Here is a 22356-nt window from a genome sequence, read left to right as displayed (position 1 = left end):
ATTCAGTGCGGCCATTCAAGGTCTGTATTCATCTGGGCCACAATGCCTGCATGACCTGCCGCGCCTGCTGCGGTGGGCGCGATGGAATTGCGCTATGAGTATGGATAACGTGACTGCTGAAATCGCTCAAGCAGCGGCTCGAATCGTGGTGGAAGAGGGGCTGGAATGGGGCCCCGCCAAGCATCGAGCGGTACGTCAGCTGGGTTTGCCTTCGCGCACAGCCCTGCCTGACAACGATCTGCTGGAAGCGGCCGTGCGTGAATATATAGAGCTGTTTTGCAGTGACACGCAGCCCCGGGAGTTGAAGGCGCTGCGCGAGCTGGCGCTGGTCTGGATGGACAGGCTGCAGGAGTTTCGCCCGCACCTGGCGGGAGCCGTCTGGCGCGGCACGGCCACAAGGCTGTCGGATATTTATCTGCAACTGTTCTGTGATGACCCTAAGTCGGCAGAAATTGCCTTGATCAACAACCATGTGCAGTACGAGCCAAGCACAGTGACGGGCTTTCAGGGCAAGCCGGTAGAGGCCTTGTCCATTCATGCATTGTGCAAACCCATTAATGAGAGCGTTGGCGTGCACCTGATGGTCTATGACCATGACGATATGCGCGGAGCCATGAAGCCTGATGCACAGGGGCGCAGCCCGCGCGGAGATGCCAACGCCTTGCGAAAGCTGCTGGAGGAAAGCCGAGATGAGTGAAAACACCTCTGAGAACAAAGCGACAGATCGCTCGCGCCGAATGTGGTTGACGGGCTCAGTGGCAGTCGTCGCTGCAGCGGTGGGAGCCGGCGTGGCGTGGCGCAGAAGCGAGCCGCAAGCGGTGGAGTCAGGCGCAGAAGCGCAGTTATGGGCTCAGGTTCTTGAAACCCCTGACGGCAAGCCCTTCGCCATGGCTGATTTCAAGGGGCGCCCATTGCTGCTGAACTTCTGGGCGACCTGGTGCCCCCCCTGCGTTAAAGAGCTTCCCATGCTCAGTGAATTTGCGCTCAGCCAGGGCCGTCATGGCATCCAGGTTGTGGGTCTGGCGGTTGATAAAAGCGAGGCTGTGCAGCGATTTTTGCAGCGTCAGCCAGTGCAGTTTCCCGTCGGGATCAGCATGCAAGGAGGGCTCGGCCTGACGCGATCCTTGGGAAACCTGCAAGGGGGACTGCCATTCACGGTACTCTTCGATGCGAAGGGACAAATCAGGCAACGTAAAATAGGTGAGCTTTCCAGCGAAGATCTGGCAAATTGGAGCAAATAGAGCGAATGAGCATTGCTCTTGTCGTCAGAAAAGTGTAGGTAACCAAATTCCATGGCGACGTTGTTGAAAAATATGCGCCAATGCACGCAGAAGGGCGAATTTGAGGTAAATTCGCGCCCTGTTTAGAAATAAGTCGCTGGAGCTCCCATGGATTTGCGAAAACTCAAGACCCTCATTGACCTGGTGTCCGAATCGAATGTTTCGGAACTGGAGATCACCGAAGCAGAGGGCAAGGTCCGTATCGTCAAGAGCGAAGGTGTGGTTCACCAATACGTTGCAGCGCCCGTGCAAGCTGCTCCTGTGATGGCCGCTCCCGTTGCTGCCGCTCCTGTGGTTGCAGCCGCCGCTGCAACACCTGCTGCAGCCGTTGAAGGCCATGTGGTCAAGTCCCCGATGGTGGGTACGTTCTACCGTGCTTCCAGCCCCGGTGCCAAGCCCTTTGTGGATGTGGGCAGCCAGGTCAAGGAAGGCGACACGATCTGCATCGTTGAAGCCATGAAGATCCTCAACGAAATTGAAGCCGACAAGAGCGGCACCATCGTTCGTGTCCTGGGCGAAAACGGTCAGGCTGTGGAATACGGTCAGCCTCTGTTCGTGATCGAGTGATAGATCATGAGGCGTTGCATGCACCAAGCATTGCAGCGCCTAGGTGCGTTGGCCGAAGGCTGCGCGACTGAGTCATTGGCAGTGGCCCGTGCCGAAGCACAGGCAACAAGCTGCGAGGAACTTCATGTTTAAGAAAATTTTGGTTGCCAACCGGGGTGAAATCGCCCTGCGCATCCAGCGCGCTTGCCGTGAACTGGGTATCAAGGCGGTGATGGTGTATTCCGAAGCCGACCGTGATGCCAAGTACGTCAAGCTGGCCGATGAGGCCGTGTGTATTGGCCCCGCGCCTTCTCCTCTGTCCTACCTGAATATGCCCGCCATCATCTCGGCGGCAGAGGTGACGGATGCTGAGGCTATCCACCCTGGTTACGGCTTCTTGTCCGAGAACGCTGACTTTGCAGAGCGTGTGGAAAAGAGCGGCTTCACTTTTATTGGCCCGACTCCCGAAAACATCCGCACCATGGGTGACAAGGTTTCGGCCAAGCAAGCCATGATCAAGGCTGGCGTGCCCTGCGTGCCGGGCTCTGATGGTGAGTTGCCTGACGATCCCGTGCTTATCAAGCGTATCGCCAAGACCATTGGCTACCCTGTGATCATCAAGGCATCGGGTGGCGGCGGTGGTCGCGGTATGCGCGTGGTGCACACCGAGGCTGCGCTGGTCAATGCCGTGCAGATGACCAAGGCGGAAGCCGGTGCTGCTTTCGGCAATCCTGCTGTGTATATGGAAAAGTACCTGCAAAATCCACGTCACGTGGAAATTCAGGTGCTGGCCGATACACACAAGAGCGCCGTGTACCTGGGCGAGCGCGACTGCTCCATGCAGCGTCGCCACCAGAAGGTGATCGAAGAAGCGCCGGCCCCAGGCATTCCCCGTCGCCTGATCGAGAAGATTGGTGAGCGCTGTGCTGCGGCCTGCAAGAAGATCGGCTACCGCGGTGCGGGTACCTTCGAGTTCCTGTACGAAAACGGCGAGTTCTATTTCATTGAAATGAACACCCGCGTGCAGGTGGAGCACCCCATCACCGAGCTGATCACGGGCATCGACATCGTGCGCACCCAGATCATGATCGCTGCGGGCGAAAAGCTACCCTTTACCCAGCGTCAGATCGAGTTCAAGGGCCACGCCATCGAGTGCCGTGTGAACGCGGAAGATCCCTACAAGTTCATCCCTTCGCCCGGCCGCATCAGCATGTGGCATGCACCCGGTGGTCCTGGCGTGCGCGTGGACACCCACGTGTACAACAACTACTTTGTGCCCCCTAACTACGACTCCATGATCGGCAAGATCATCACGTACGGCGACACGCGTGAGCAGGCCATGGCCCGCATGCGTACGGCCTTGCTGGAGACAGTGGTGGAAGGTATCAACACCAATATCCCGCTGCACCAGGATCTGATGGTCGACTCCAAGTTCATGGAGGGCGGCACCAACATCCACTACCTGGAAGAGTGGTTGACGCATCGCAATACCAACAAGCGATGAGATCAGGAGCCTTGCCGCTCTGAGTTCCCATGCTGGCCTCTGGAAACGGAGGCCAGCATTTTCGTTTTTCAGGAAAGTACAACTGCCATGGCTGCTCTGTCATGCGTCAAGCTGATGAAAGCGCTGCAGTTGCAAGAAAGGATGGCCATGTTTGAGCTGAGCCTGATGTGCCCCGAAGACCGGGTCGAAACCATTAGCGAAGCGCTGGATGCACTGGATGCATTGAGCGTGTCCGTCGAAGATGCCGATGCACAGACCGATGCAGAGCAAGCTCTGTTCGGTGAGCCCGGCATGCCTGCCCCCAAAGGTGGCTGGAACCGCAGCCGTGTGATTGCCCTGTATCCCGATGAAGCCAAGGCGGTGGAAGCGCGTACGCTGCTGCAACTGCAGGACTTCTTTGAGGGCTGCAAGGTGCTGGCCGTCAAGCCCGTGCCTGAGCAGGACTGGGTGCGCTTGACGCAGTCGCAGTTCGAGCCGGTGGAAATCACGCCCGAGTTCTGGATTGTGCCTACCTGGCATGAGTTGCCAGAGCAGGCCAAGGTCAGCATTCGTCTGGACCCAGGACTGGCCTTTGGCACCGGTACCCACCCCACGACCCGCATGTGCCTGCGCTGGATTGCACGTCAGCCCAAGGGTGCCCTGGGGCGCACGCTGGACTACGGCTGTGGTTCGGGCATTTTGGCCATTGGTGCTGCCAAGTTTGGTGCGACGGACATTGATGCGGTGGACATTGACCCTGCAGCCGTGGAGTCCACCAACTACAACACCAGCGCCAACCATGTGGAGGTCAACGCAGGTCTGCCTGATGCCACCGGTGGTGAGTACCAGACGGTGCTGGCCAATATTCTGGCCACACCTCTGAAGGTGCTGGCCCCACTGCTGTGCGGTCGCGTGAAGGCGGGGGGGAATCTGGTGCTGGCCGGTATTCTGGAGCGCCAAGCTGATGAGCTGAAGGAGGCTTATGCGCCTTATCTCAAGCTTGAAGTGGCCGATAGCGAAGATGGGTGGATTTTGATGACGGCCCAGCGCGCCGACTGATTGCCCCCTGTCCCGTGCACCGGCTGGTGTGCGGGGTGTTGCTGCCTACAATTGCATCCCGATGAGCCAAGTCACCCGTTGCCCCTCCTGTGGAACCCGCTTCAAAGTGGTTGCGGATCAGTTGCGTATCTCGCAGGGCTGGGTGCGCTGCGGAGTGTGCCAGGCTGTCTTTGATGCCTCTGAGAACTTGCAGTCTGTACCCGATGAGTTGCTGCACACAGAAGCTGCAAAGCATCCGTCGGTACCGGCTGAGGTGCCTGTGAGAGCGGCAGCTGAGGAGGTGGCGCCGGCGGTGGAAGCACAGTTTGGTGCTCCTTCTTTGGAAGCAGTTGACTCAATACCTGAAAAGGCTAAGGCTCACTTTGATTCAAATTCTGAGCCGATGGCCTTTACCAGTGTGGAGGAGGCTGAGCAGATAGCCGAGGCGCAAGAAGAGGTGGAGGAGAAAGCATCTCCTTCAACACCCGAGCCTTCATTCGCTGATCAGGCCAAGCCTTGGGTCGAAAGTGAAGACTCTGCCGTGCAGAGGGAGCCTTTATTGGCCCATGTATCGCATGTCTCAGCCCCTTTTGATGAGGGAGAGTCTCTGCCATCTCAGCAAGCGCAGCAAGTCGAAGCAGAGGGTGGCGACAAGCTCGAACTCGCTGCTGGTGATGAGCCCGGCTTTGTGCGCCAAGCCCGACGCAAGGCGTTCTGGCATTCAGCAGGTATGCGCGTGGTTCTGGTGCTGGGGTCGCTGCTTGCTGTGGCCGGTGTTGCAGGTCAATATGCGTGGCAGCAGCGTGATGCGCTGGCTGCGCAATATCCTGCATTGGCACCGACTCTGGAGCAAGCTTGTCGCTTGGCAGGCTGTGAGCTGCAAGCTCGCCGTGAAATTGCCGATGTGGTCATCAGCGGCTCGGGTTTCAAACAGCTCGCCGATGCCCATCAATACCAATGGAGTCTGACGTTGGAGAATCGCTCCGACGTGACTGTGGCCACCCCGATGGCCGAGTTGACTCTGACCGATGCACAGGACAAGCCCTTGCTGCGTCGCGTGATCGACCTGAAGCCTCTGGGTGCCCCGCCGCATCTGCAGGCCCGCGAAGAGTGGAGCGTGAATGTTCCTGTGCAAGTACAGGATCTTGGCGCTGCCGTAGCGGGCTATAGGGCACTGGTTTTCTACCCCTGATTTGATTTTTTGAAAGAGAAAGCACCATGGCCGCTTTGATCTGTGGATCGCTGGCATTCGACAACATCATGACCTTTGATGGTCGTTTTGCGGACCAGATTCTTCCCGACCAGCTGCACATCCTGAATGTGTCATTTCTGGTGCCCACGCTGCGCCGCGATTTTGGTGGTTGCGCCGGCAATATTGCCTACAGCCTGAAGCTATTGGGCGGGGATGCGCGCCCCATGGCCATGGTAGGCAGCGATGGTGCCGACTATGTGCAACGCTTCAAGGATCTGGGCATTGAAACTCGCCACGTGGGTCAGTTGCAAACCACGCATACGGCGCAGTGCATGATCATGACGGACCGTGATAACAACCAGATCACGGCCTTCCACCCCGGTGCCATGATGCAGGCGCACGAGAACCAGATCACTGCCGATATGGCAGCGGAGGTCAAAGTGGGTATCGTGGCTCCCGATGGGCGTCAGGCCATGATTGATCACGCGGCGCAGTTCAAGGCTACAGGTATTCCTTTTGTGTTCGATCCAGGTCAGGGCTTGCCCATGTTCAATGGTGATGAGCTCAAGGCTTTTATCGATCAAGCCGACTGGGTGGCTGTGAACGACTACGAAGGCAAGATGCTGAGCGAGCGCACGGGCTTGAGCTTCGAGCAGATCTCCCAACAAGTGCGCGGTCTGATCGTGACGCTGGGTGCTGAAGGCTGCGAAGTCTGGGAGCAAGGCAAGAAAACCCTGGTGGCTCCAGTCAAGCCCGAGGCTGTGGTTGACCCCACAGGTTGTGGCGATGCCTGGCGCGGAGCCTTCTTGTTTGGACTGGAGCGCGGCTGGGAGCTGGTGCGCTGTGCCGAGCTTGGCAACCGCATGGGTGCTTTGAAGATTGCCAGCCGAGGCCCGCAAAACTATCAGCTGAATTTTCAGCCTTGATGGATGCGACGTTGCTGCAGCTCATTGCAGCAACTCGTAAAAAAAGCCCGACTCTCGCAAGAGAGTCGGGCTTTTTTATGACGTTCAGGTCAGCGAGCGCCTATCAGGGCTTGTTACCCGTGGGGAAGGGCCAGGCAGCTTGAGGAGCCAGGCGCGTTTGAGCCACGGGTGCTGCTGTTTCAGTCACTGGAGCGGGTGCAGGAGCTGCAGTCTTCTTGGCGGCAGTCTTGCGGGGAGCCGCGGTCTTCTTTGCTGCAGCCTTCACAGGAGCGGCCTTGGCAGCAGTTGCAGCCTTCTTGGGTGCAGCAGCCTTGGTGGCGGTCTTTGCAGGAGCGGCCTTGGCAGCGGTGGCAGCCTTCTTGGGTGCAGCAGCCTTGGTGGCGGTCTTTGCAGGAGCGGCCTTGGCAGTGCTTGCAGCCTTCTTGGGGGCAGCAGCCTTGGTGGCGGTCTTTGCAGGAGCGGCCTTGGCAGCAGTTGCAGCCTTCTTGGGTGCAGCAGCCTTGGTGGCGGTCTTTGCTGGAGCGGCCTTGGCAGCAGTTGCAGCCTTCTTGGGTGCAGCAGCCTTGGTGGCGGTCTTTGCAGGAGCTGCCTTGGCAGCGGTTGCAGCCTTCTTGGGTGCGGCAGCCTTGGTGGCGGTCTTTGCAGGAGCGGCCTTGGCAGCAGTTGCAGCCTTCTTGGGTGCAGCAGCCTTGGTGGCGGTCTTTGCAGGAGCGGCCTTGGCAGCAGTTGCAGCCTTCTTGGTTGCAGCAGCCTTGGTGGCGGTCTTTGCAGGAGCTGCCTTCGCAGCCGTGGTCTTGGCTGCAGTCTTTGCAGGTGCAGCCTTGGTGGTAGTCGTTGCCTTCTTGGCGGGGGCGGCCTTGGCTGCAGTTGCAGTCTTCTTAGGGGCCGCAGCCTTGGTTGTTGCCTTGGGAGCGGCAGCAGTCTTGGTTGCAGCTGCCTTCTTCACAGCTTCAGCCTTGGGCGCGGCCGCCTTCTTGGCAGGTGTCTTTTTCTCGGGTGTGGCCTTGGCGGCCGTCTTCTTCGCAGTTGCCATCATTTTCTCCTTCGTTGATTTGCATAAGACGTCCGGCGCTTTTCAGTGCCGGACGATTCAAAGCGATGTGGAGTTACGCATCGCTAGGAACACAAATTTGCTTCACGCCAAAATCTCAGTTTTTTGTAGCAATGAAGTGAAGCAAGTCATGACTCGCATTGTGCCTGCTTAGAAGCGATTAATCCCAAGAAAGTGCGCCTCCGGTTTGATACTCGATGACTCGTGTCTCAAAGAAGTTACGTTCTTTCTTCAAATCGATCATCTCACTCATCCAAGGGAACGGATTTTCTTCACCGGGGAACAGCTCTTCCAGACCGATTTGCGTAGCGCGGCGGTTGGCAATGTAGCGCAGATAGCCCTTGAACATGGATGCATTCATGCCCAGCACGCCGCGAGGCATGGTGTCTTCGGCATAGCGATATTCCAGCTCGACCGCCTTGCGGAACAGGCCGTTGATCTCTTCCTTGAACTCGGCCGTCCACAGGTGCGGGTTCTCAAGCTTCAACTGGTTGATCAAGTCGATGCCGAAGTTGCAGTGCATGGATTCGTCGCGCAGGATGTACTGGTACTGCTCGGCAGCGCCGGTCATCTTGTTCTGACGGCCCAGGGCCAGAATCTGCGTGAAGCCCACATAGAAGAAAAGGCCTTCCATCAGGCAGGCAAAAACGATCAGCGACTTCAGCAGCCTCTGATCGGTTTCAGGTGTGCCGGTCTTGAAGTTAGGGTCCATGATCGCTTCGATGAAGGGGATCAGGAACTCGTCCTTGTCGCGGATGGATTTGATTTCGTTGTAGGCGTTGAAGATTTCCGATTCATCCAGGCCCAGCGATTCCACGATGTACTGGTAGGCATGGGTGTGGATGGCTTCTTCAAAGGCCTGGCGCAGCAGGAACTGGCGGCACTCGGGCGCCGTGATGTGGCGGTAGGTGCCCAGCACGATGTTGTTGGCGGCCAGCGAGTCGGCCGTCACAAAGAAGCCCAGATTGCGCTTGACGATGCGGCGCTCGTCTTCGGTCAGACCGTTGGGGTCCTTCCACAGCGCGATGTCGCGCGTCATGTTCACTTCCTGCGGCATCCAGTGGTTGGCGCAGGTGGCCAGATACTTTTCCCAGGCCCACTTGTACTTGAAGGGAACCAGCTGGTTCACGTCGGTCTTGGCGTTGATGATGCGCTTGTCAGCGGCATTGACGCGCTTGTGGGTGCTGGTGGACGCGCCAGCTTGCTCGCTAGTCGCGGAAGGGGCGAAGGTGTCGTCGTCAAAGCTCAGCATGAAGGTATTCCTCTATGAGACAAGCTGGGTGCAATGCAATCGACATCCAGCTTTTCAATCATTGATTGATAGGGTGTCGCCACTCAAATACTGGCGCACTCTAAAGCGAGAGACACCGAGGAAGCGCCGCCGCGCACCGAGGGTGTCGTCCCCCTCCCGTATTGCGAAGCAAAGCGAGAGAGGGGGAAGGCGCGTTAGCGCCTCAGGGGGGGTTGCCAGTTACTGGCAGGCCTCGCAGCCTGGGTCATCAATCGCGCAGAACTTGACGTCTGTGGCAGGAGCCTGAGCACGTGCAGCGGCAGCAGCAGCTTCCAGTGCGCTCATCGCAGGTGCGGCTGATGGAGCAGCGGAAGACACCGCATTCAGCGTGCGGCTTTGCACAGTCGATTTTTCAATCTGCGTCGCGCTGGTGGTGCGCAGATAGTAGGTGGTCTTCAGACCACGCAGCCAGGCCAGCATGTAGGTGTCGTGCAGCTTCTTGCCCGATGCACCGGCCATGTAGATGTTCAGGCTCTGGGCCTGGTCGATCCACTTCTGGCGGCGCGAGGCGGCTTCCACCAGCCACTCGGGCGAGACTTCAAACGCGGTGGCGTAGAGGTTCTTGATCTCTTGCGGCACGCGGTCGATGGCGCGCAGCGAGCCGTCGAAGTGCTTGAGGTCCATGACCATCACGTCGTCCCACAGACCCAGACGCTTCAAGTCACGCACCAGGTACTGGTTGATGACGGTGAATTCACCCGACAGGTTGGACTTCACGGACAGGTTGCCGAACGAAGGCTCGATCGAGGCATCCACGCCCACGATGTTGGAGATGGTGGCAGTAGGAGCAATGGCCACGCAGTTGGAGTTGCGCATGCCGTCCTTGGCTATTTTTGCACGCAAAGCGTCCCAGTCCAGCTTGGACGAGCGATCCACTTCCACGTAACCGCCACGGGCCTTTTCCAGCAGCTTCAGGGTGTCGGGGGGCAGGATGCCCTGATCCCACAGCGAGCCCTTGAAGGTGGAGTAAGTGCCGCGCTCCTTGGCCAGCTCGGTCGAGGCCCAGTAAGCGTAGTAGCAGATGGCTTCCATGGCTTCATCGGCAAACTCGACGGCGCCCTGGCTGGCGTAGGCCGTGCGCATTTCATAAAGCGCGTCCTGGAAGCCCATTAGGCCCATGCCCACGGGGCGGTGGCGCAGGTTGGAATCCTTGGCCTTTTGCACGGCGTAGTAGTTGATGTCGATCACGTTGTCCAGCATGCGCATGGCCGTGTTCACGGTCTTGCGCAGCTTGTCGTGGTCGATCTTGCCGTCCTTGATGTGCTGGACCAGGTTCACGGAGCCCAGGTTGCAGACCGCGGTTTCGGTGTCGCTGGTGTTGAGCGTGATCTCGGTGCACAGATTGGACGAGTGCACCACACCCACGTGCTGCTGGGGCGAGCGGATGTTGCAAGGGTCCTTGAAGGTGATCCAGGGGTGGCCGGTCTCGAACAGCATCGAGAGCATCTTGCGCCACAGGTCCACGGCGGGAATGCGCTTGGCCAGCTTGAGCTCGCCGCTGTCGACCTTGGCCTCATAGGCGGTGTAGGCCTTCTCGAAGGCTTCGCCGTAGAGGTCGTGCAGATCGGGCGTGTCGGCGGGCGAGAACAGAGTCCACTGGCCCTTTTCCATCACGCGTTTCATGAACAGGTCGGGAATCCAGTTCGCCGTGTTCATGTCGTGGGTGCGGCGGCGGTCGTCGCCGGTGTTCTTGCGCAGCTCCAGGAACTCTTCGATGTCCAGGTGCCACGATTCCAGATACGTGCAGACTGCGCCCTTGCGCTTGCCGCCCTGGTTCACGGCCACGGCCGTGTCGTTGACCACCTTCAGGAACGGAACCACGCCTTGCGATTCACCATTGGTGCCCTTGATGCGCGAGCCCAGGGCACGCACGCGGGTCCAGTCGTTGCCCAGACCGCCCGCAAACTTGGACAGCAGAGCGTTTTCCTTGATGGACTCGTAAATGCCGTCCAGGTCATCGGGCACGGTGGTCAGGTAGCAGGACGACAGTTGCGAGCGCAATGTGCCGCTGTTGAACAGCGTGGGGGTGGACGACATGAAGTCAAACGAGGACAGCAGTTCGTAGAACTCGATGGCGCGTGCATTGCGGTCATCTTCCTGCAGCGCCAAGCCCATGGCCACGCGCATGAAGAAGGACTGGGGCAGCTCGATGCGGGTCTTCTTGACGTGCAGGAAGTAGCGGTCGTACAGCGTCTGCAGACCCAGGTAGTCGAACTGTTCGTCGCGCTCGGCCTTCAGGGCCTTGGCCAGACGGGGCAGGTCGTATTTCAGCAGCTCGGGGTTGAGCAGTTCGTTGTCCACGCCCTTCTGGATGAAGCCGGGGAAGTAGTCGGCGTAAGCCGCTTGCATTTCAGCGGGCTGCACATCGCGGCCCATGACTTCGCGCACGATGGTGTGCAGCAGCAGGCGGGCGGTGACGTAGGTGTAGTCGGGATCTTTTTCGATCAGCGTGCGGGCGGCCAGGATGGAGGCCTTGAACACTTCGCTCAGAGGCACGCCGTCGTACAGGTTGCGCAGTGTTTCGGCCACGATGGGGGCAGCCTGAATGTCGGCATTCAGATTGCGGCAGGAGGCGGCAATCAGGGCTTCCAGGCGCTCCTGGTTTAGCGGCACGCGCTGGCCGTTGTCGGTCACGTGCAGGGTGGGCTTGCTGGCCTTGGCGGCGCTGGCCGCAGCTTCGGCGGCTTTCTTTTGCTCGGCACGCTCCTGGTTGCGGGCTTCGCGGTACAGCACGTAAGCACGGGCCACGTCCTGGTGACCGCCGCGCATCAGGCCCAGCTCGACCTGGTCCTGCACATCTTCGATGTGGAAAGTGCCGCCTTCGGGGCGAGAGCGCAGCAGAGCGCGCACCACGCCCTCGGTCAATTCGTTGACGGTGTCGCGCACGCTGGCAGAAGCTGCGCCCTGAGCGCCGCGCACGGCCAGAAATGCCTTGGTCAGCGCCACGGCAATCTTCTGGGGGGCAAAGGCCACCACATCGCCGCTGCGGCGGATGATCTGGTAGCTGTCGTTGGGGGAGGAAGAATTGGCTGCGCTGTCGGGCGCGGCAGAAGGCAGTGAGTTCAACGCTTCTTGCATAAGTTCCTCTGAATCAATATGTGGATAGGCAGACAAAGGCCTGCACTCTGGGCAGGCCATCAAAAACACGATTCGGCGCCTTGGTCTACACATGGTTTGCACAGGGTGTGCACAACTTGTAAACACTAGATGTGGGGTCTGAGGCGCTCTCAAACACTAGGGGTAGTGTATCTCGCTGGAGCTGGATGGGCCTGATGAAACTACTGAAGAGGACATTTCAACAGCCGCTTGACAGCTTTGAAAATGACTTCATCCCGCATGAATAAAGGCTTTGGGGTGAGTCTTGCGGCGGCAGTTTTAGCGCTGGAAATATGTAAAAAATTTGCGTGTTTGATGCAGGCGACAGTTGTTGCGCGCACGCCATTGACAGCACTTGATGAAGCGCGAAAACGCGGTGCCAGTGAATGGGCATCAAAAAGGAGAGCGCATAGCGCTAGTCAGTCAATGAATCTGGCTTGGTTAAGCTATGAAATCATTGCTTATCAAGCGCAAGGCGCTATGAAAATTCATACGCTGTTTGGCAGACCGGGCGGAAATTTCCAATCCTGCGTTTTGCCTGCGCTGCTCAGCTGCTGTCGCAGTCGTGGCCAGTCAAAGCCGGGGCCGGGGTCTTGCTTGCGCCCTGGCGCGATGTGCTCATGTCCGGCGATATAGCGCACCGGGTATTGCTCGGCAATGGCGGCGCACAGTTGCTCAAGCGCCTGGTATTGCGGCGCCTCAAAACTCAGGCCTTCCAAGCCTTCGAGCTCGATGCCAATGGAGTCATCATTGCAGCGCTCGCGCCCTCGCCACTGGCTGACGCCGGCATGCCAGGCCCGGTCGTCGCAGCTGACGAACTGCCAGACCTCTCCCTGGCGCGTGATGAAGAAGTGGGACGAAACCTCCAGGCCACGAATGCTCTGGTAGTAAGGATGGGCGTCCCAGTCCAGCTGATTGGTGAACAGCTGCTGGACTGCGCCTGTGCCGAACTGGCCCGGAGGCAGGCTGATGGAGTGAATGACGACCAGGTCTATCTGCGCCGCTTCAGGGCGTGGACCGAAGTTGGGTGAGGGCAGGCGCTGCGCTGCTGGGTACCAGCCTGCCTGCCACTGCGCTTGGTGCTGTTGTGAGGGCATGGAATCAGGCAAGGTCACTGTGGTGCTTTGCGCCATCGGCAGGAAGATCGATGCCCAGTCGCTCGATGCGGTAGCGAATCTGGCGCAGGCTGATGCCCAGTCTGGCCGCCGTGGCTGTGCGGTTGAAGCCATTGTCCTGCAGCGCACGGACCAAAATCTCTCGCTCTTGCTCGTCCAGCCAGCCTTGAAGATCCTCGGGCAGTGTTGCAGGGCAGGCGCTGGCTGCAGCCTGTGTCGAGGTTGGCGCAGCTGTGGATAAGGTGGACGGGCCAGCCAAAGACTGTGAACTATCAACCTCGGGCTCAGCGCTGAAGTCTGGCAGCCGAAGCGGGCCCGCATCGCCCAGGGCAATAGCGCGGTGCAATACGTTCTCAAGCTCACGCACATTGCCGGGCAGAGGGAGCTGGGCGATCTGAGAGAGGCTGATTTCGTCCAGCTCGGGGGTGTCCAGGCCCGATTCATGGGCGAGCTTTTGCAGCAGCGCCCGGCACAGCAAGCCCAGATCTTCGCGACGCTCGCGCAGCGCGGGCAGCTCAATTTCAATGACGTTGAGACGGTAGAACAGGTCCTGACGGAAGTTGCCGCTCTGGACTTCCGCACCCAAGTCTCGATGGGTGGCACTGACGATGCGTACATCGACGGCTTCTTCCTGAGTGCTGCCCAGAGGGCGGATCTTGCGCTCCTGGATGGCGCGCAGCAGCTTGGCCTGCATGGCCAGAGGCAGGTCACCGATTTCGTCCAGAAACAGGGTGCCGCCCTGGGCCGCCTGAAAGTAGCCGGGCCGGTCTTGTGTGGCACCGGTGTAGGAGCCCTTGCGGGCGCCGAAGAACTCGGCTTCGAGCAGGTTTTCAGGAATGGCGCCGCAGTTGACGGCGACCATGGGGCCGTCGGCGCGCTGACTGCAGGCATGCAGGGCGCGAGCGACAAGCTCTTTGCCGGTACCTGATTCGCCGTGGATCAGCACCGGCGCCATGCCCTTGGCAACCTTGGCAATGCGCTGCTTGACTTGCTGCATGGGCTTGGAATTACCCACCAGGGCCTGCAGAGCATGGTTTTCGGTATCCGGTGTGTCCGTGGTACTGGCAGAGCCGCTGCTGGGAGAAGACTTTCCTGGGGTAGGAACCGCTCCAATGCCTTGCACGGCGGAGGCGACGACCTGGCGAAACTGGCGCAGATCCACAGGCTTTGTCAGATAGTCAAAGGCTCCGGCGCGCAGCGCTTCCACGGCATTTTCGGCAGAGCCATAGGCCGTCATGACAATGCAGCGCTCGCTGCGTGCGGTATCACGCAATTGCAGCAGCAATTCCATGCCGACGCCGTCGGGCAGACGCATGTCGGTGATCACTACATCAAAGACATGTTGTTGCAGCTGCTCACTGCCTTCCTGGACCGAACCAGCGGTTTCGACGCGATAGCCTTCCCTGAGCAGGGTCAGCTCATAGAGTGTTCGCAGATCGGGTTCGTCATCGACCACAAGAATATGAGCTGACGAAGGTGAAGAGGGCAAGAAAGTCACTGGGCTTACACCATGATCGAGTCAAACAGGGAATGGTTGGCGAGAGAGGAAGGGCCGCTGCGCAAAATCACGATGAAGGCATTGCCATCGACGTTTCCCTGGGGCGTGCTGCGGGACATGCGCTGGTAGCTGATGGCGGCATCGTAGCGCTGGCACAGTTCACGGCAGATGTAGAGCCCCAGGCCGCTGGAGCGGCTTTGTGAGGAAAAGAAAGGCTCAAACAAGTGGCGCTCCACACTGGAATCCAGGGGGGCACCGTCGCTCCAGACCATGAACCAGCAGGAGTCCTTGTGCATGTCCGCGTCGTGTCTCAGAGGATCCAGGGGACCGTGACCGGTGATCAGCTGCAGGCCGTCGGCGTCTGCTGGATTGCGGCGGTGGCGCTGGGCATTGTCCAGCAGGTTGATGAGCACGCGGCGCAAATGCTCTTCGTCGAACAGGATGTGACGAGCCGTGGCATTGAGCTGCAGCAAGAGCTGGCGCGGCGGCGAGGATTGAGTGCGCCATTCGCGGCTGATCTGTGAAATCAAGGTATCCAGGGGAAGCGACTGCCCCTGGGGAGCCCCTGAGCTTTGCTGAACGCGAGCAAGGTTGAGAATTTCTTCAGCAATGCGTGCCAGTCGGTCTGCATTCTGTCCCACGATGCGGCAAAGCTGCTGGGGGCCGGGCTGGCTTGCGAGGTCTTCGGCCAGCAAGGCATTGGCCTGTGTAATGGCTGCCAGCGGGTTGCGGATTTCATGCGCCACGGCGGCTGACATGCGGCCCATGGAGGCGAGCTTTTCGGTGCGCAATTGCGCTTCCATCTCACGCAGGTCGTGCAAGAACATGACGCACAGGGCGTGACCTGTCTCGGGTTGTGGATCGACGTCGAGGTAAGGCGCACCGACTTCCGTGATGCGGGTGCGTACATGGATGCCGGTTGAGCCGCGTTGCTCATGCGGCTGCAGATAAATGGTGGCAGACAGTGGGCGAGAGTGAGCGAAGCTGGCTTGTGCAGATTTGGTCAACGGCTCCCACCAGCCCTGGGCTTGCAGCGAGAAGGGTTGAGGGGCGTTTTCAGGCAACCCGAGCAATTGCAGGGCTGCGGGGTTGGCCTGTAGTACCTGCAAACTGGAGTCCACCACCAGCACGCCATCCGAGAAATGGTTGATCACCAGGCCGTTGACCTGCTCCTGCGTCCGGGTACGCAGCTGGTTGAAAAGGGACTGAGAGCGCTCCCTGCGCACGCGCTTGGCCAGCTCATGGGTCAGATAGGCAATGCAGAAGTACCCAGCGCAGGAAAAAGCGACCTGATAGAAAGACTGAGCGGCGTCGTTGAAGCCTTCCTGGTATTTCCAGAACGTATAAGCCAGTGTCAAAAGCGTGATGCTGGCGGTGGTGCCCAAGGCCAGCATTAGGCCCCCGAGAGCGGCTGAAATCAGAATTGGAAGGGCCAGTAAAGCGGTGTAATTCAGTGCGCCGACTTGAAAAATCTGCAGCAAGAAGATGACTGCAATATCTACGCCTATGACGGGGAACCACTGCAGGGCATCTTTGGGTGCCGGCAGGTTCCGGTTGGCTGTCAGGCGCAAAACGATTGTCAAGGCCAGATAGGTGCAGCAAATCAGCCAGATGATGGGGGAGCTGAGGTTTTGCAGCTGCAGGTTCATGGCCTGCAGAAGAATCAGTGCCAGTGCCAGCAGCACCCTGCCGCTGAGAAAGGCCTGCCACAGGCGCACGAAGGGGGCGTTGAGACTGGCATCCGCGCGTTTGCTGATGGCGGTATCCAGCGGTATGGCTGTGTGCTGCCAGGGGGAGGCGGAGTTTTCCATACGTGCTCAGTGAGAGGCGCTGCTTTGCGGGCCCATGCGCTGATGCTGCGCACAGCAAAAAACATGGCCAGATGTGCTTGTGACGGCGTCAGCCAGCGGCAGATGGAGGCCGCAATGAGCGCAGGCGACCATGGCCTGTGGGTTTTTGAGAGCAGCCGCAGGTCGGGTGCGCGCAGTTGTCGCAGCCACAGCTCGGCGCTTGCTGCGCCAGATGCCGAAGGCAATGACTACAACCAGCAGGACGAGCAGGTATTTCATGCAACGCGCTCCAGCAGCACTTCAATCACAAAGCGGGAGCCGACATAGGCCAGCAGCAGAAAGATGGCACCGATGTAGAGCACGCGCACAGCGCTTTGTCCGCGCCAGCCGAACCGCTTGCGGCCAAACAGCAAGACTGCGAAGGCCAGCCAGGACAGCAGCGAGAACACGGACTTGTGGCTCCATACCCAGGCGCGACCATAAATTTGCTCGCCAAATAGCCAGCCGGCGGCCAAGGTAGCGGTGAGCAGGACGAAGCCAGCGCCTACAAAGCGGAAAGTCAGCCTCTCTAGGGTCAGCAGGGGCAGACCGCCCTCATGCTCCGATCCCAGTCGCATCTGTCGCTCGGCATGGCTCATCAGGGCGGCATGAACTACGGCTGCGGCAAACAGGCCGTAGGATGCAATTCCCAAGGCCAGATGCAGCGGTAGCCAGGGTGAGGCACTGATGTGCAAGGGAGTACCGGGAAATACCACGGCCAAAAGCACGGCGACACTGCCAAGTATGGACAGCGGCCAGCGTGAGCGCAGTTGTGGATAAAGCTGCTGCTCTACTGCATAAACAGTCAAGACCAGCCAGGCAGTGATGGAAAGAGCCGGTGCAAAACCGAAGTGGGGTGTACTACCCAGCAGGCCCCATGCCAGCAACAAGGCATGCAAGGCCCAGGCCAGACGCAGGCAACGGCGTGCCCCCGCCTCTTGCAGGCGCTGCTGCGTGGCAAGTGCGGGGAGGGCATAGGCAATGGCTGCCGCAATGGCCAGAATCCAGCCTATGGAGCTGGCTGCGGTGAGCGGTTGGGAAAGCATGCTTTCTATGATAGTGCCGCTGGCTGACACTCGCCCTCTGTGGGGTGCTGTCCTTCGTCAATTTTGCGCATAAAGCGCAGCCTGAACCTGATTGCGTCCTTGAGACTTGGCTTTGTAGAGCAGCTCGTCCACTTTCTGCAGCCAGTCTTCAAAGGCGTCCGGCGCAGGCTGGGTAATGGTCAGAACGCCACAGCTGACAGTTAGGTGTGCAGCCGTTCCAGACGAGGCATGGGCTATCCCCAGTCCGGCAATGCTGGAGCGAAGCTGCTCCACCAGCGCCTGCAGCTCAGTATGACCGGGCAGGATGAGGGCAAATTCCTCGCCGCCAAAGCGGGCTGCGATGTCAAACGAACGCCGCGCATGGAGCGCTAGCGCTGCTGCGACAGATTTAAGAGCTTCATCCCCTTGAATATGGCCGTAGTAATCGTTGTACTGCTTGAAGTGATCGATATCTATCAGTGCCAGACTCAGGGCTTCGCCCGTGCGCATGCAGCGGCGGCTGGTGCGTTGCAGCATGTCATCAAAATGGCGCCGGTTGGAGAGCCGGGTTAGACCATCGACATGGGCCAGTTTCTCCAGCGCACGACGCTGTTGGGCCATTTGAATCTGGTTGCGCACGCGCACACTTACTACGGCGGGACGTATGGGCTTGGAGACATAGTCCGCAGCGCCCAGGCGCAAGCCGTACTCCTCGGCTGCTGCATCGCTTTGCCCGGTGATGAAGATGATGGCGATGCCTGCCGTGGCTTCGTTGTTGCGCAACTGAGCCAGGACTTCGTAGCCGTCCATGCCCGGCATGCTGACATCGAGCAGGATCAGCATCAGTCGGTGAGCTTCACGGTTGGCAATCGTCAGGGCGCTGGGACCATCCTTGGCCAGCAGAACCCGGTATTGCTGTCCCAGCAGTTCGGCCAGCATGGTGCGGTTGAGGCGCTCATCGTCCACGATGAGCAAAGAGGGCAGGTCTTGTTCCAGTTCTTCCAACATCAATGGCGCTTCACAGGTAGAGGGACAGGCGACAAGCGGCTGCAACAGGGTGTGCTCTAGGACAGTTGCTGACGAAGTTGATCAAGGTCATGAAGTGCGGCATCGGCCTCCAGGTCTTCTATGTTTTTGCGAATGCGCTGTAACTGTGCGCCATGTTGACGTTGCTCCAGCAGGCGCTGGAGCTGATCGAACACTCCAAGGGCCGCGTAATTGCCATCGGCAATCAACTGGCGTAGCTCTTGAATGATGGACTCAATGTCCGCAAGGCTGTGCGCTGGTACAGGCGTCCCGGACTCGCTCACGGCCTTAAGGGCGGTCGGCAACTGATTCAGTAGCTGCTGCAGATGTTCGGCAAAGACAGGCACTTGCTGCTGCAGGTGATGCAAGGCCTGCGGTGGCAGGCTCATGATTCCGTGAGGCGTGCGGCACGAGGCTTCCAGTTGGGCGGCCTGCTCCATGAGCGCGGGTGCACCCAGGTAGCCCAGAGAGCCTTTGAGCGAATGGGCCAGCATGCCCAAGTCTTGCCAGCGGCTCTGGGCCAGGTACTCTCGCAGCTGTGCAGGCGCTGGGGAAAAGTCGCGTACAAAACCATGAAGGACGCGGTTGATCAGAGGTGCGTTGTAGCGAAAGCGGCGCTGCATTTCCCGGAGGTCAAAAGCAGCTTCGCTTTTCGGCTGGGCATTGGATTGAGGGGGAGTGGGCGCTCTGGGCGCAGCACAGTCGCCTGCGCACATCCACTGGCACAGCGTCTCATAGAGCAGTTGGTCGTCAATGGGTTTGCTCAGGTGTGCATTCATGCCTGCGGCCTCAATGGCATCGCGGTCTTCGGTACGGGCCTGGGCGGTCAGAGCAATCACAGGCAAGCGACTCAGCGCGGGTTGCGCCCGTATGGCGCGAGTGGCCTGCATGCCATCCATATTGGGCATGTGCACATCCATCAGTACCAGATCAAAGGGCTGCCTGCTCAGGGCGTTCAAGGCTTGTACACCGTCGGCGGCCAGCTCCACCTTGATGCCGACCAGCTCAAGGAAGTCAGCTGCAACCTCGCGGTTCAGTGCGTTGTCATCGACCACCAGCACGCGCTTGCCTTTGAGTTGCGGGTAATGGCTGGCCGAGTCCTGTATCTGGCCCTGCGCATGCGCAGGACTTGGAGCCTGTGTCTGCAAGATCTCCAGAATCGAGTTGAACAGCACGGACTCGGTCACCGGCTTGGTGAGCAGCCCCTGCAGGCCCAACTGCTCTGCCTGTCTTTGTACTTCGTCGCGGCCGTAGGCTGTGACCATGAGCACTGCGGGAATGGACGCCAAATGCTCGACTTCGCGAATGCGGCGGGCCGTCTCCAGCCCATCCATGCCTGGCATACGCCAGTCCATCAGCACAAGGCTGTAGGGGTTGCCGCTTTGGGAGGCAGTATGCAGCGCTGCCAGCGCCTTGGCACCGCTGTCCACGGCATCGGTGCGCATGCCAAAACTAGTCACCATGGTGCTGAGAATATCGCGTGCACTGGCGTTGTCATCGACGATGAGAACCCTGTCGACTGCACCCACCCGGTAGATCTGAGGTCGTTTGACGGGCTGCTGGGCAACCTGCATTTCCACCGTGAAGCGGAAGGTGCTGCCACGACCAGGGGTGCTTAGCACATCGAACTGGCCATTCATCAGCTGGACCAGCCGGTTGCAGATGGCCAACCCCAGGCCGGTGCCGCCATAGCGGCGCGTGGTCTGGCTGTCGGCCTGAGAGAAGGGGCGAAACAGTTGCTGAACCTGAGCCTGATTCATGCCGATGCCGGTATCGCGCACAGAAATGAGCAGGGTTTGTGGCTCGTTTGCATCCGCATCGCTGCGGGCGATGGCTGGACGCTCTTTTTCAATGGACACCACCACTTCCCCCTGATGGGTGAACTTGATGGCATTGCTCACCAGATTGTTGAGGATCTGGCTCAGGCGCAAAGAGTCGCCACGCAGTTGACGCGGCACTTCCGGTGAAACCGAATAGATGACTTCAATCCCTTTTTCCTCTGCACGCAAGGTGGTGACGGCCGAGACGGTTTCCAGAATATCGTCGAGGGCAAAGTCCACACTCTCCAGTTTGAGCATGCCGGCTTCGATCTTGGAGTAGTCAAGAATGTCATTGATGATGGACAGCAGGGCATTGGCCGAGAGCTCCACCTTTTCCAGGTAGTTGCGCTGCTTGGGGGACAGTAAGGTCTGCTGCACCAGACGTGTCATGCCGATCACCGTGTTCATGGGCGTGCGGATTTCATGGCTCATGGTGGCCAGAAACTCGGACTTGGTGCGCTCGGCGGCTTCGGCGGCTTCCTTGGCGGCCTGCAGTGCCTGCTCCGCCTCGTATTCTTGGGTCACATCAAGCATGATGCCATCCCAGGTGGTACGGCAGCCCTCGCCGTCCATGCGCCTGGGGGCTGAGCGGCAATGCAGCCAGCGGATGCGGCCATTGGGCTGGATGATGCGAAAGCGGTGGTCAAACATGCCGCGTGACAGGTGCACGGCTTGGGCGTGGGCCAGGTAGCCAGACCGGTCTTCCGGATGGATGGCATTTAGGTAGACATTGCGGTCCGCCATGATGGCGGCGGCGCTGATGCCTATGAGCTTTTCTATACCTGCACTCACGTAGGACATCCGGATGTCCTCGGCCTCACCTTCAATGCTGTAGATCGCTCCGTTGGGGAGGTTATCGGCCAGGGCTTCAAGTCTGCGCTTGGCATTCACGCGCTCGGAGAGATCCTGGACGGTGCCGCTGATGCTTACGATGCGGCCACTGGCATCCCGGTCTGCCTGACCCAGAATGCAGGCAGGAAAGCTGCCGCGCTCTTTGGTGGAATGGGTAACGTCGAGTGAGTAGGACTGGCCGGTCTGGGCACAAAGATTGATGGCTTCCACGACCCGGGCGTGATCGTGGGCAGGCATCAGGCGGCCCAGATCATCCGGTGTCAGCTGCGGACCCTGGGGGTCGGCACCGTTCATTTCGTACATCATCGCGGACGCCCAGAACTCTCCGGTGTCCAGGCTTAGGCGCCAGCTGCCGATGCGCGAGAGCTTTTCTGCCCGCTGAAGAGATTCGTAGCTTGCGCGCAGCTCTTGCTCTGCCTGCCGCTGTGCGGTGATGTCGCGGGCAATGCCCAGCAAGCCGATGACCTCGCCGTGTTCATTCTTGTAGGGGCTTTTGATGGACTGGAAAAGCACCTTTTTTCCGGCCACCATGGCGTAGCTCTCCGCAATGACGGGCTGGCTGCTCTGCATGGCCAGGGCGTCGTCGTCGGAAAAGTTGTTTTTTCCTCCCCAGATCTCGCGGTCGGTCTTGCCGATGACTTCACCTGCGGGCAGTCCTGCGATGCGATCCGCAGCCGGGTTGGAGAAAAGATAGCGTCCTTTAAGGTCCTTGACGAAGACGATGTCGGAAGTACCCCGCATGACCGAGTTGAGCAGCAGGGTGGAGTCTTTCCAGCGGCGCTCCAGCTCGGTGTTGAGCTGGCGAATCTCTTCTTCGCGGCGCATGCGCTCCGAGATGTCTCTGGCCATGGTGTAGAAGAGCTTGCGTCCCTCCACCTGCTGGCAGGAGATCTTGATCTCGACAGGGAGTGCCGCACCGCTTTGGTGGCGGTGCAGGCTTTCCACCATGGTGTTGACGCCTGGCGCGATGCTGCCCCATAGCGCCAGCAACTGAGGCTCGTCATGGCTCAGAACGAAGTCTTGAACCTTGCACTTCAGCAGTTCAGTACGGCTGAAGCCCAGTGAGTCGCAGGCCTGGGTATTGACATCCAGCAGCAGTCCCTGATCGTCGTGCAGGAAGAATGCATCGGCAAAGTGATCGAGGAAATTCCGGAACAACAACTGGTCAGACATGGAGTGCCTTGGAAAAGGTGGAGGCCGCTGTCAATTCGGCCCTCTTGGAAGCCGCACGATGTTTTCATGTTACCTGTGTAGCCACTAGTAGCAAGCTCGTCACAACCCTGCGAAA

General features: G+C 59.4%; 17 protein-coding genes. 7 read left to right on the top strand and 10 right to left on the bottom strand.

Going from position 1 to position 22356, the window contains the following annotated elements:
- The first annotated feature begins 94 nt into the window (after positions 1 to 94).
- The 7 genes from AC2I9W_RS06570 (at position 95) to AC2I9W_RS06540 (ending at position 6465) form a co-directional block, all read left to right on the top strand.
- Positions 95 to 697, top strand: coding sequence for a hypothetical protein (locus AC2I9W_RS06570; protein ID WP_486409203.1), 603 nt, complete (start codon positions 95 to 97; stop codon positions 695 to 697).
- On the top strand, positions 690 to 1241 hold the full coding sequence (locus tag AC2I9W_RS06565; RefSeq protein ID WP_486409202.1) for a TlpA family protein disulfide reductase: 552 nt from the start codon (positions 690 to 692) through the stop codon (positions 1239 to 1241). The genes AC2I9W_RS06570 and AC2I9W_RS06565 overlap by 8 nt, the downstream gene beginning before the upstream one ends.
- Positions 1242 to 1388: 147 nt before the next feature.
- The gene (accB, locus tag AC2I9W_RS06560) at positions 1389 to 1847 is read left to right on the top strand and encodes an acetyl-CoA carboxylase biotin carboxyl carrier protein (RefSeq protein ID WP_486409201.1); all 459 of its coding nucleotides are present in this window, start codon (positions 1389 to 1391) and stop codon (positions 1845 to 1847) included.
- Positions 1848 to 1971: 124 nt separating this feature from the next.
- Positions 1972 to 3330 carry an acetyl-CoA carboxylase biotin carboxylase subunit gene (gene accC / locus AC2I9W_RS06555; RefSeq protein ID WP_486409200.1) on the top strand — a complete coding sequence of 453 codons (1359 nt, stop codon included), beginning with the start codon at positions 1972 to 1974 and terminating at the stop codon, positions 3328 to 3330.
- Positions 3331 to 3477: 147 nt separating this feature from the next.
- Entirely contained in the window at positions 3478 to 4368 is an 891-nt protein-coding gene (gene prmA / locus AC2I9W_RS06550; protein WP_486409306.1) for a 50S ribosomal protein L11 methyltransferase, read from the top strand.
- Positions 4369 to 4429: 61 nt separating this feature from the next.
- A complete protein-coding gene (locus AC2I9W_RS06545; protein WP_486409199.1) occupies positions 4430 to 5539 on the top strand; it encodes a zinc-ribbon and DUF3426 domain-containing protein in 1110 nt (369 codons plus the stop codon).
- Between the two features lie 26 nt (positions 5540 to 5565).
- Positions 5566 to 6465: a carbohydrate kinase family protein gene (locus tag AC2I9W_RS06540; protein WP_486409198.1), complete on the top strand. Its 900-nt coding sequence runs from the start codon at positions 5566 to 5568 to the stop codon at positions 6463 to 6465.
- A gap of 103 nt (positions 6466 to 6568) precedes the next feature.
- Here AC2I9W_RS06540 and AC2I9W_RS06535 read toward each other — a convergent pair whose 3' ends face one another.
- From AC2I9W_RS06535 to AC2I9W_RS06490, 10 genes are all read right to left on the bottom strand, one after another.
- Complete coding sequence (locus AC2I9W_RS06535; protein ID WP_486409197.1) at positions 6569 to 7498, bottom strand: hypothetical protein; 930 nt, start codon at positions 7496 to 7498, stop codon at positions 6569 to 6571.
- 178 nt (positions 7499 to 7676) lie between these two features.
- A complete protein-coding gene (locus AC2I9W_RS06530) occupies positions 7677 to 8768 on the bottom strand; it encodes a ribonucleotide-diphosphate reductase subunit beta (protein WP_486409196.1) in 1092 nt (363 codons plus the stop codon).
- A 219-nt stretch (positions 8769 to 8987) separates the two neighbouring features.
- On the bottom strand, positions 8988 to 11885 hold the full coding sequence (locus AC2I9W_RS06525) for a ribonucleoside-diphosphate reductase subunit alpha (RefSeq protein ID WP_486409195.1): 2898 nt from the start codon (positions 11883 to 11885) through the stop codon (positions 8988 to 8990).
- Positions 11886 to 12391: 506 nt separating this feature from the next.
- The gene (ampD, locus tag AC2I9W_RS06520; RefSeq protein ID WP_486409194.1) at positions 12392 to 13000 is read right to left on the bottom strand and encodes a 1,6-anhydro-N-acetylmuramyl-L-alanine amidase AmpD; all 609 of its coding nucleotides are present in this window, start codon (positions 12998 to 13000) and stop codon (positions 12392 to 12394) included.
- Between the two features lie 4 nt (positions 13001 to 13004).
- Entirely contained in the window at positions 13005 to 14474 is a 1470-nt protein-coding gene (locus AC2I9W_RS06515) for a sigma-54-dependent transcriptional regulator (RefSeq protein WP_486409305.1), read from the bottom strand.
- Between the two features lie 47 nt (positions 14475 to 14521).
- Entirely contained in the window at positions 14522 to 16327 is a 1806-nt protein-coding gene (locus AC2I9W_RS06510) for a sensor histidine kinase (RefSeq protein ID WP_486409193.1), read from the bottom strand.
- Between the two features lie 6 nt (positions 16328 to 16333).
- Positions 16334 to 16585 carry a PP0621 family protein gene (locus AC2I9W_RS06505; protein ID WP_486409192.1) on the bottom strand — a complete coding sequence of 84 codons (252 nt, stop codon included), beginning with the start codon at positions 16583 to 16585 and terminating at the stop codon, positions 16334 to 16336.
- Positions 16582 to 17391, bottom strand: coding sequence for a cytochrome c biogenesis protein CcsA (locus tag AC2I9W_RS06500; RefSeq protein WP_158393484.1), 810 nt, complete (start codon positions 17389 to 17391; stop codon positions 16582 to 16584). Before AC2I9W_RS06500 ends, AC2I9W_RS06505 begins: the two co-directional genes overlap by 4 nt.
- A 57-nt stretch (positions 17392 to 17448) precedes the next feature.
- Entirely contained in the window at positions 17449 to 18378 is a 930-nt protein-coding gene (locus AC2I9W_RS06495) for a diguanylate cyclase (protein ID WP_486409191.1), read from the bottom strand.
- Positions 18379 to 18434: 56 nt separating this feature from the next.
- On the bottom strand, positions 18435 to 22241 hold the full coding sequence (locus AC2I9W_RS06490; RefSeq protein WP_486409190.1) for a response regulator: 3807 nt from the start codon (positions 22239 to 22241) through the stop codon (positions 18435 to 18437).
- Between the last annotated feature and the right edge of the window lie 115 nt (positions 22242 to 22356).

It is taken from the genome of Comamonas sp. FUJ_7 (genome assembly GCF_057369555.1).
The sequence above is the reverse complement of the archived record's forward strand: the minus strand, read 5'-3'. Positions and strand labels throughout refer to the sequence as shown.

Excerpts from the sequence above, each read along its gene's own strand:
- AC2I9W_RS06570 (WP_486409203.1), top strand. The coding sequence starts at position 95 with ATGAGTATGGATAACGTGACTGCTGAAATCGCTCAAGCAGCGGCTCGA.
- AC2I9W_RS06565 (WP_486409202.1), top strand. The coding sequence starts at position 690 with ATGAGTGAAAACACCTCTGAGAACAAAGCGACAGATCGCTCGCGCCGA.
- accB (WP_486409201.1), top strand. The coding sequence starts at position 1,389 with ATGGATTTGCGAAAACTCAAGACCCTCATTGACCTGGTGTCCGAATCG.
- accC (WP_486409200.1), top strand. The coding sequence starts at position 1,972 with ATGTTTAAGAAAATTTTGGTTGCCAACCGGGGTGAAATCGCCCTGCGC.
- prmA (WP_486409306.1), top strand. The coding sequence starts at position 3,478 with ATGTTTGAGCTGAGCCTGATGTGCCCCGAAGACCGGGTCGAAACCATT.
- AC2I9W_RS06545 (WP_486409199.1), top strand. The coding sequence starts at position 4,430 with ATGAGCCAAGTCACCCGTTGCCCCTCCTGTGGAACCCGCTTCAAAGTG.
- AC2I9W_RS06540 (WP_486409198.1), top strand. The coding sequence starts at position 5,566 with ATGGCCGCTTTGATCTGTGGATCGCTGGCATTCGACAACATCATGACC.
- AC2I9W_RS06535 (WP_486409197.1), bottom strand. The coding sequence starts at position 7,498 with ATGGCAACTGCGAAGAAGACGGCCGCCAAGGCCACACCCGAGAAAAAG.
- AC2I9W_RS06530 (WP_486409196.1), bottom strand. The coding sequence starts at position 8,768 with ATGCTGAGCTTTGACGACGACACCTTCGCCCCTTCCGCGACTAGCGAG.
- AC2I9W_RS06525 (WP_486409195.1), bottom strand. The coding sequence starts at position 11,885 with ATGCAAGAAGCGTTGAACTCACTGCCTTCTGCCGCGCCCGACAGCGCA.
- ampD (WP_486409194.1), bottom strand. The coding sequence starts at position 13,000 with ATGCCCTCACAACAGCACCAAGCGCAGTGGCAGGCAGGCTGGTACCCA.
- AC2I9W_RS06510 (WP_486409193.1), bottom strand. The coding sequence starts at position 16,327 with ATGGAAAACTCCGCCTCCCCCTGGCAGCACACAGCCATACCGCTGGAT.
- AC2I9W_RS06505 (WP_486409192.1), bottom strand. The coding sequence starts at position 16,585 with ATGAAATACCTGCTCGTCCTGCTGGTTGTAGTCATTGCCTTCGGCATC.
- AC2I9W_RS06500 (WP_158393484.1), bottom strand. The coding sequence starts at position 17,391 with ATGCTTTCCCAACCGCTCACCGCAGCCAGCTCCATAGGCTGGATTCTG.
- AC2I9W_RS06495 (WP_486409191.1), bottom strand. The coding sequence starts at position 18,378 with ATGTTGGAAGAACTGGAACAAGACCTGCCCTCTTTGCTCATCGTGGAC.
- AC2I9W_RS06490 (WP_486409190.1), bottom strand. The coding sequence starts at position 22,241 with ATGTCTGACCAGTTGTTGTTCCGGAATTTCCTCGATCACTTTGCCGAT.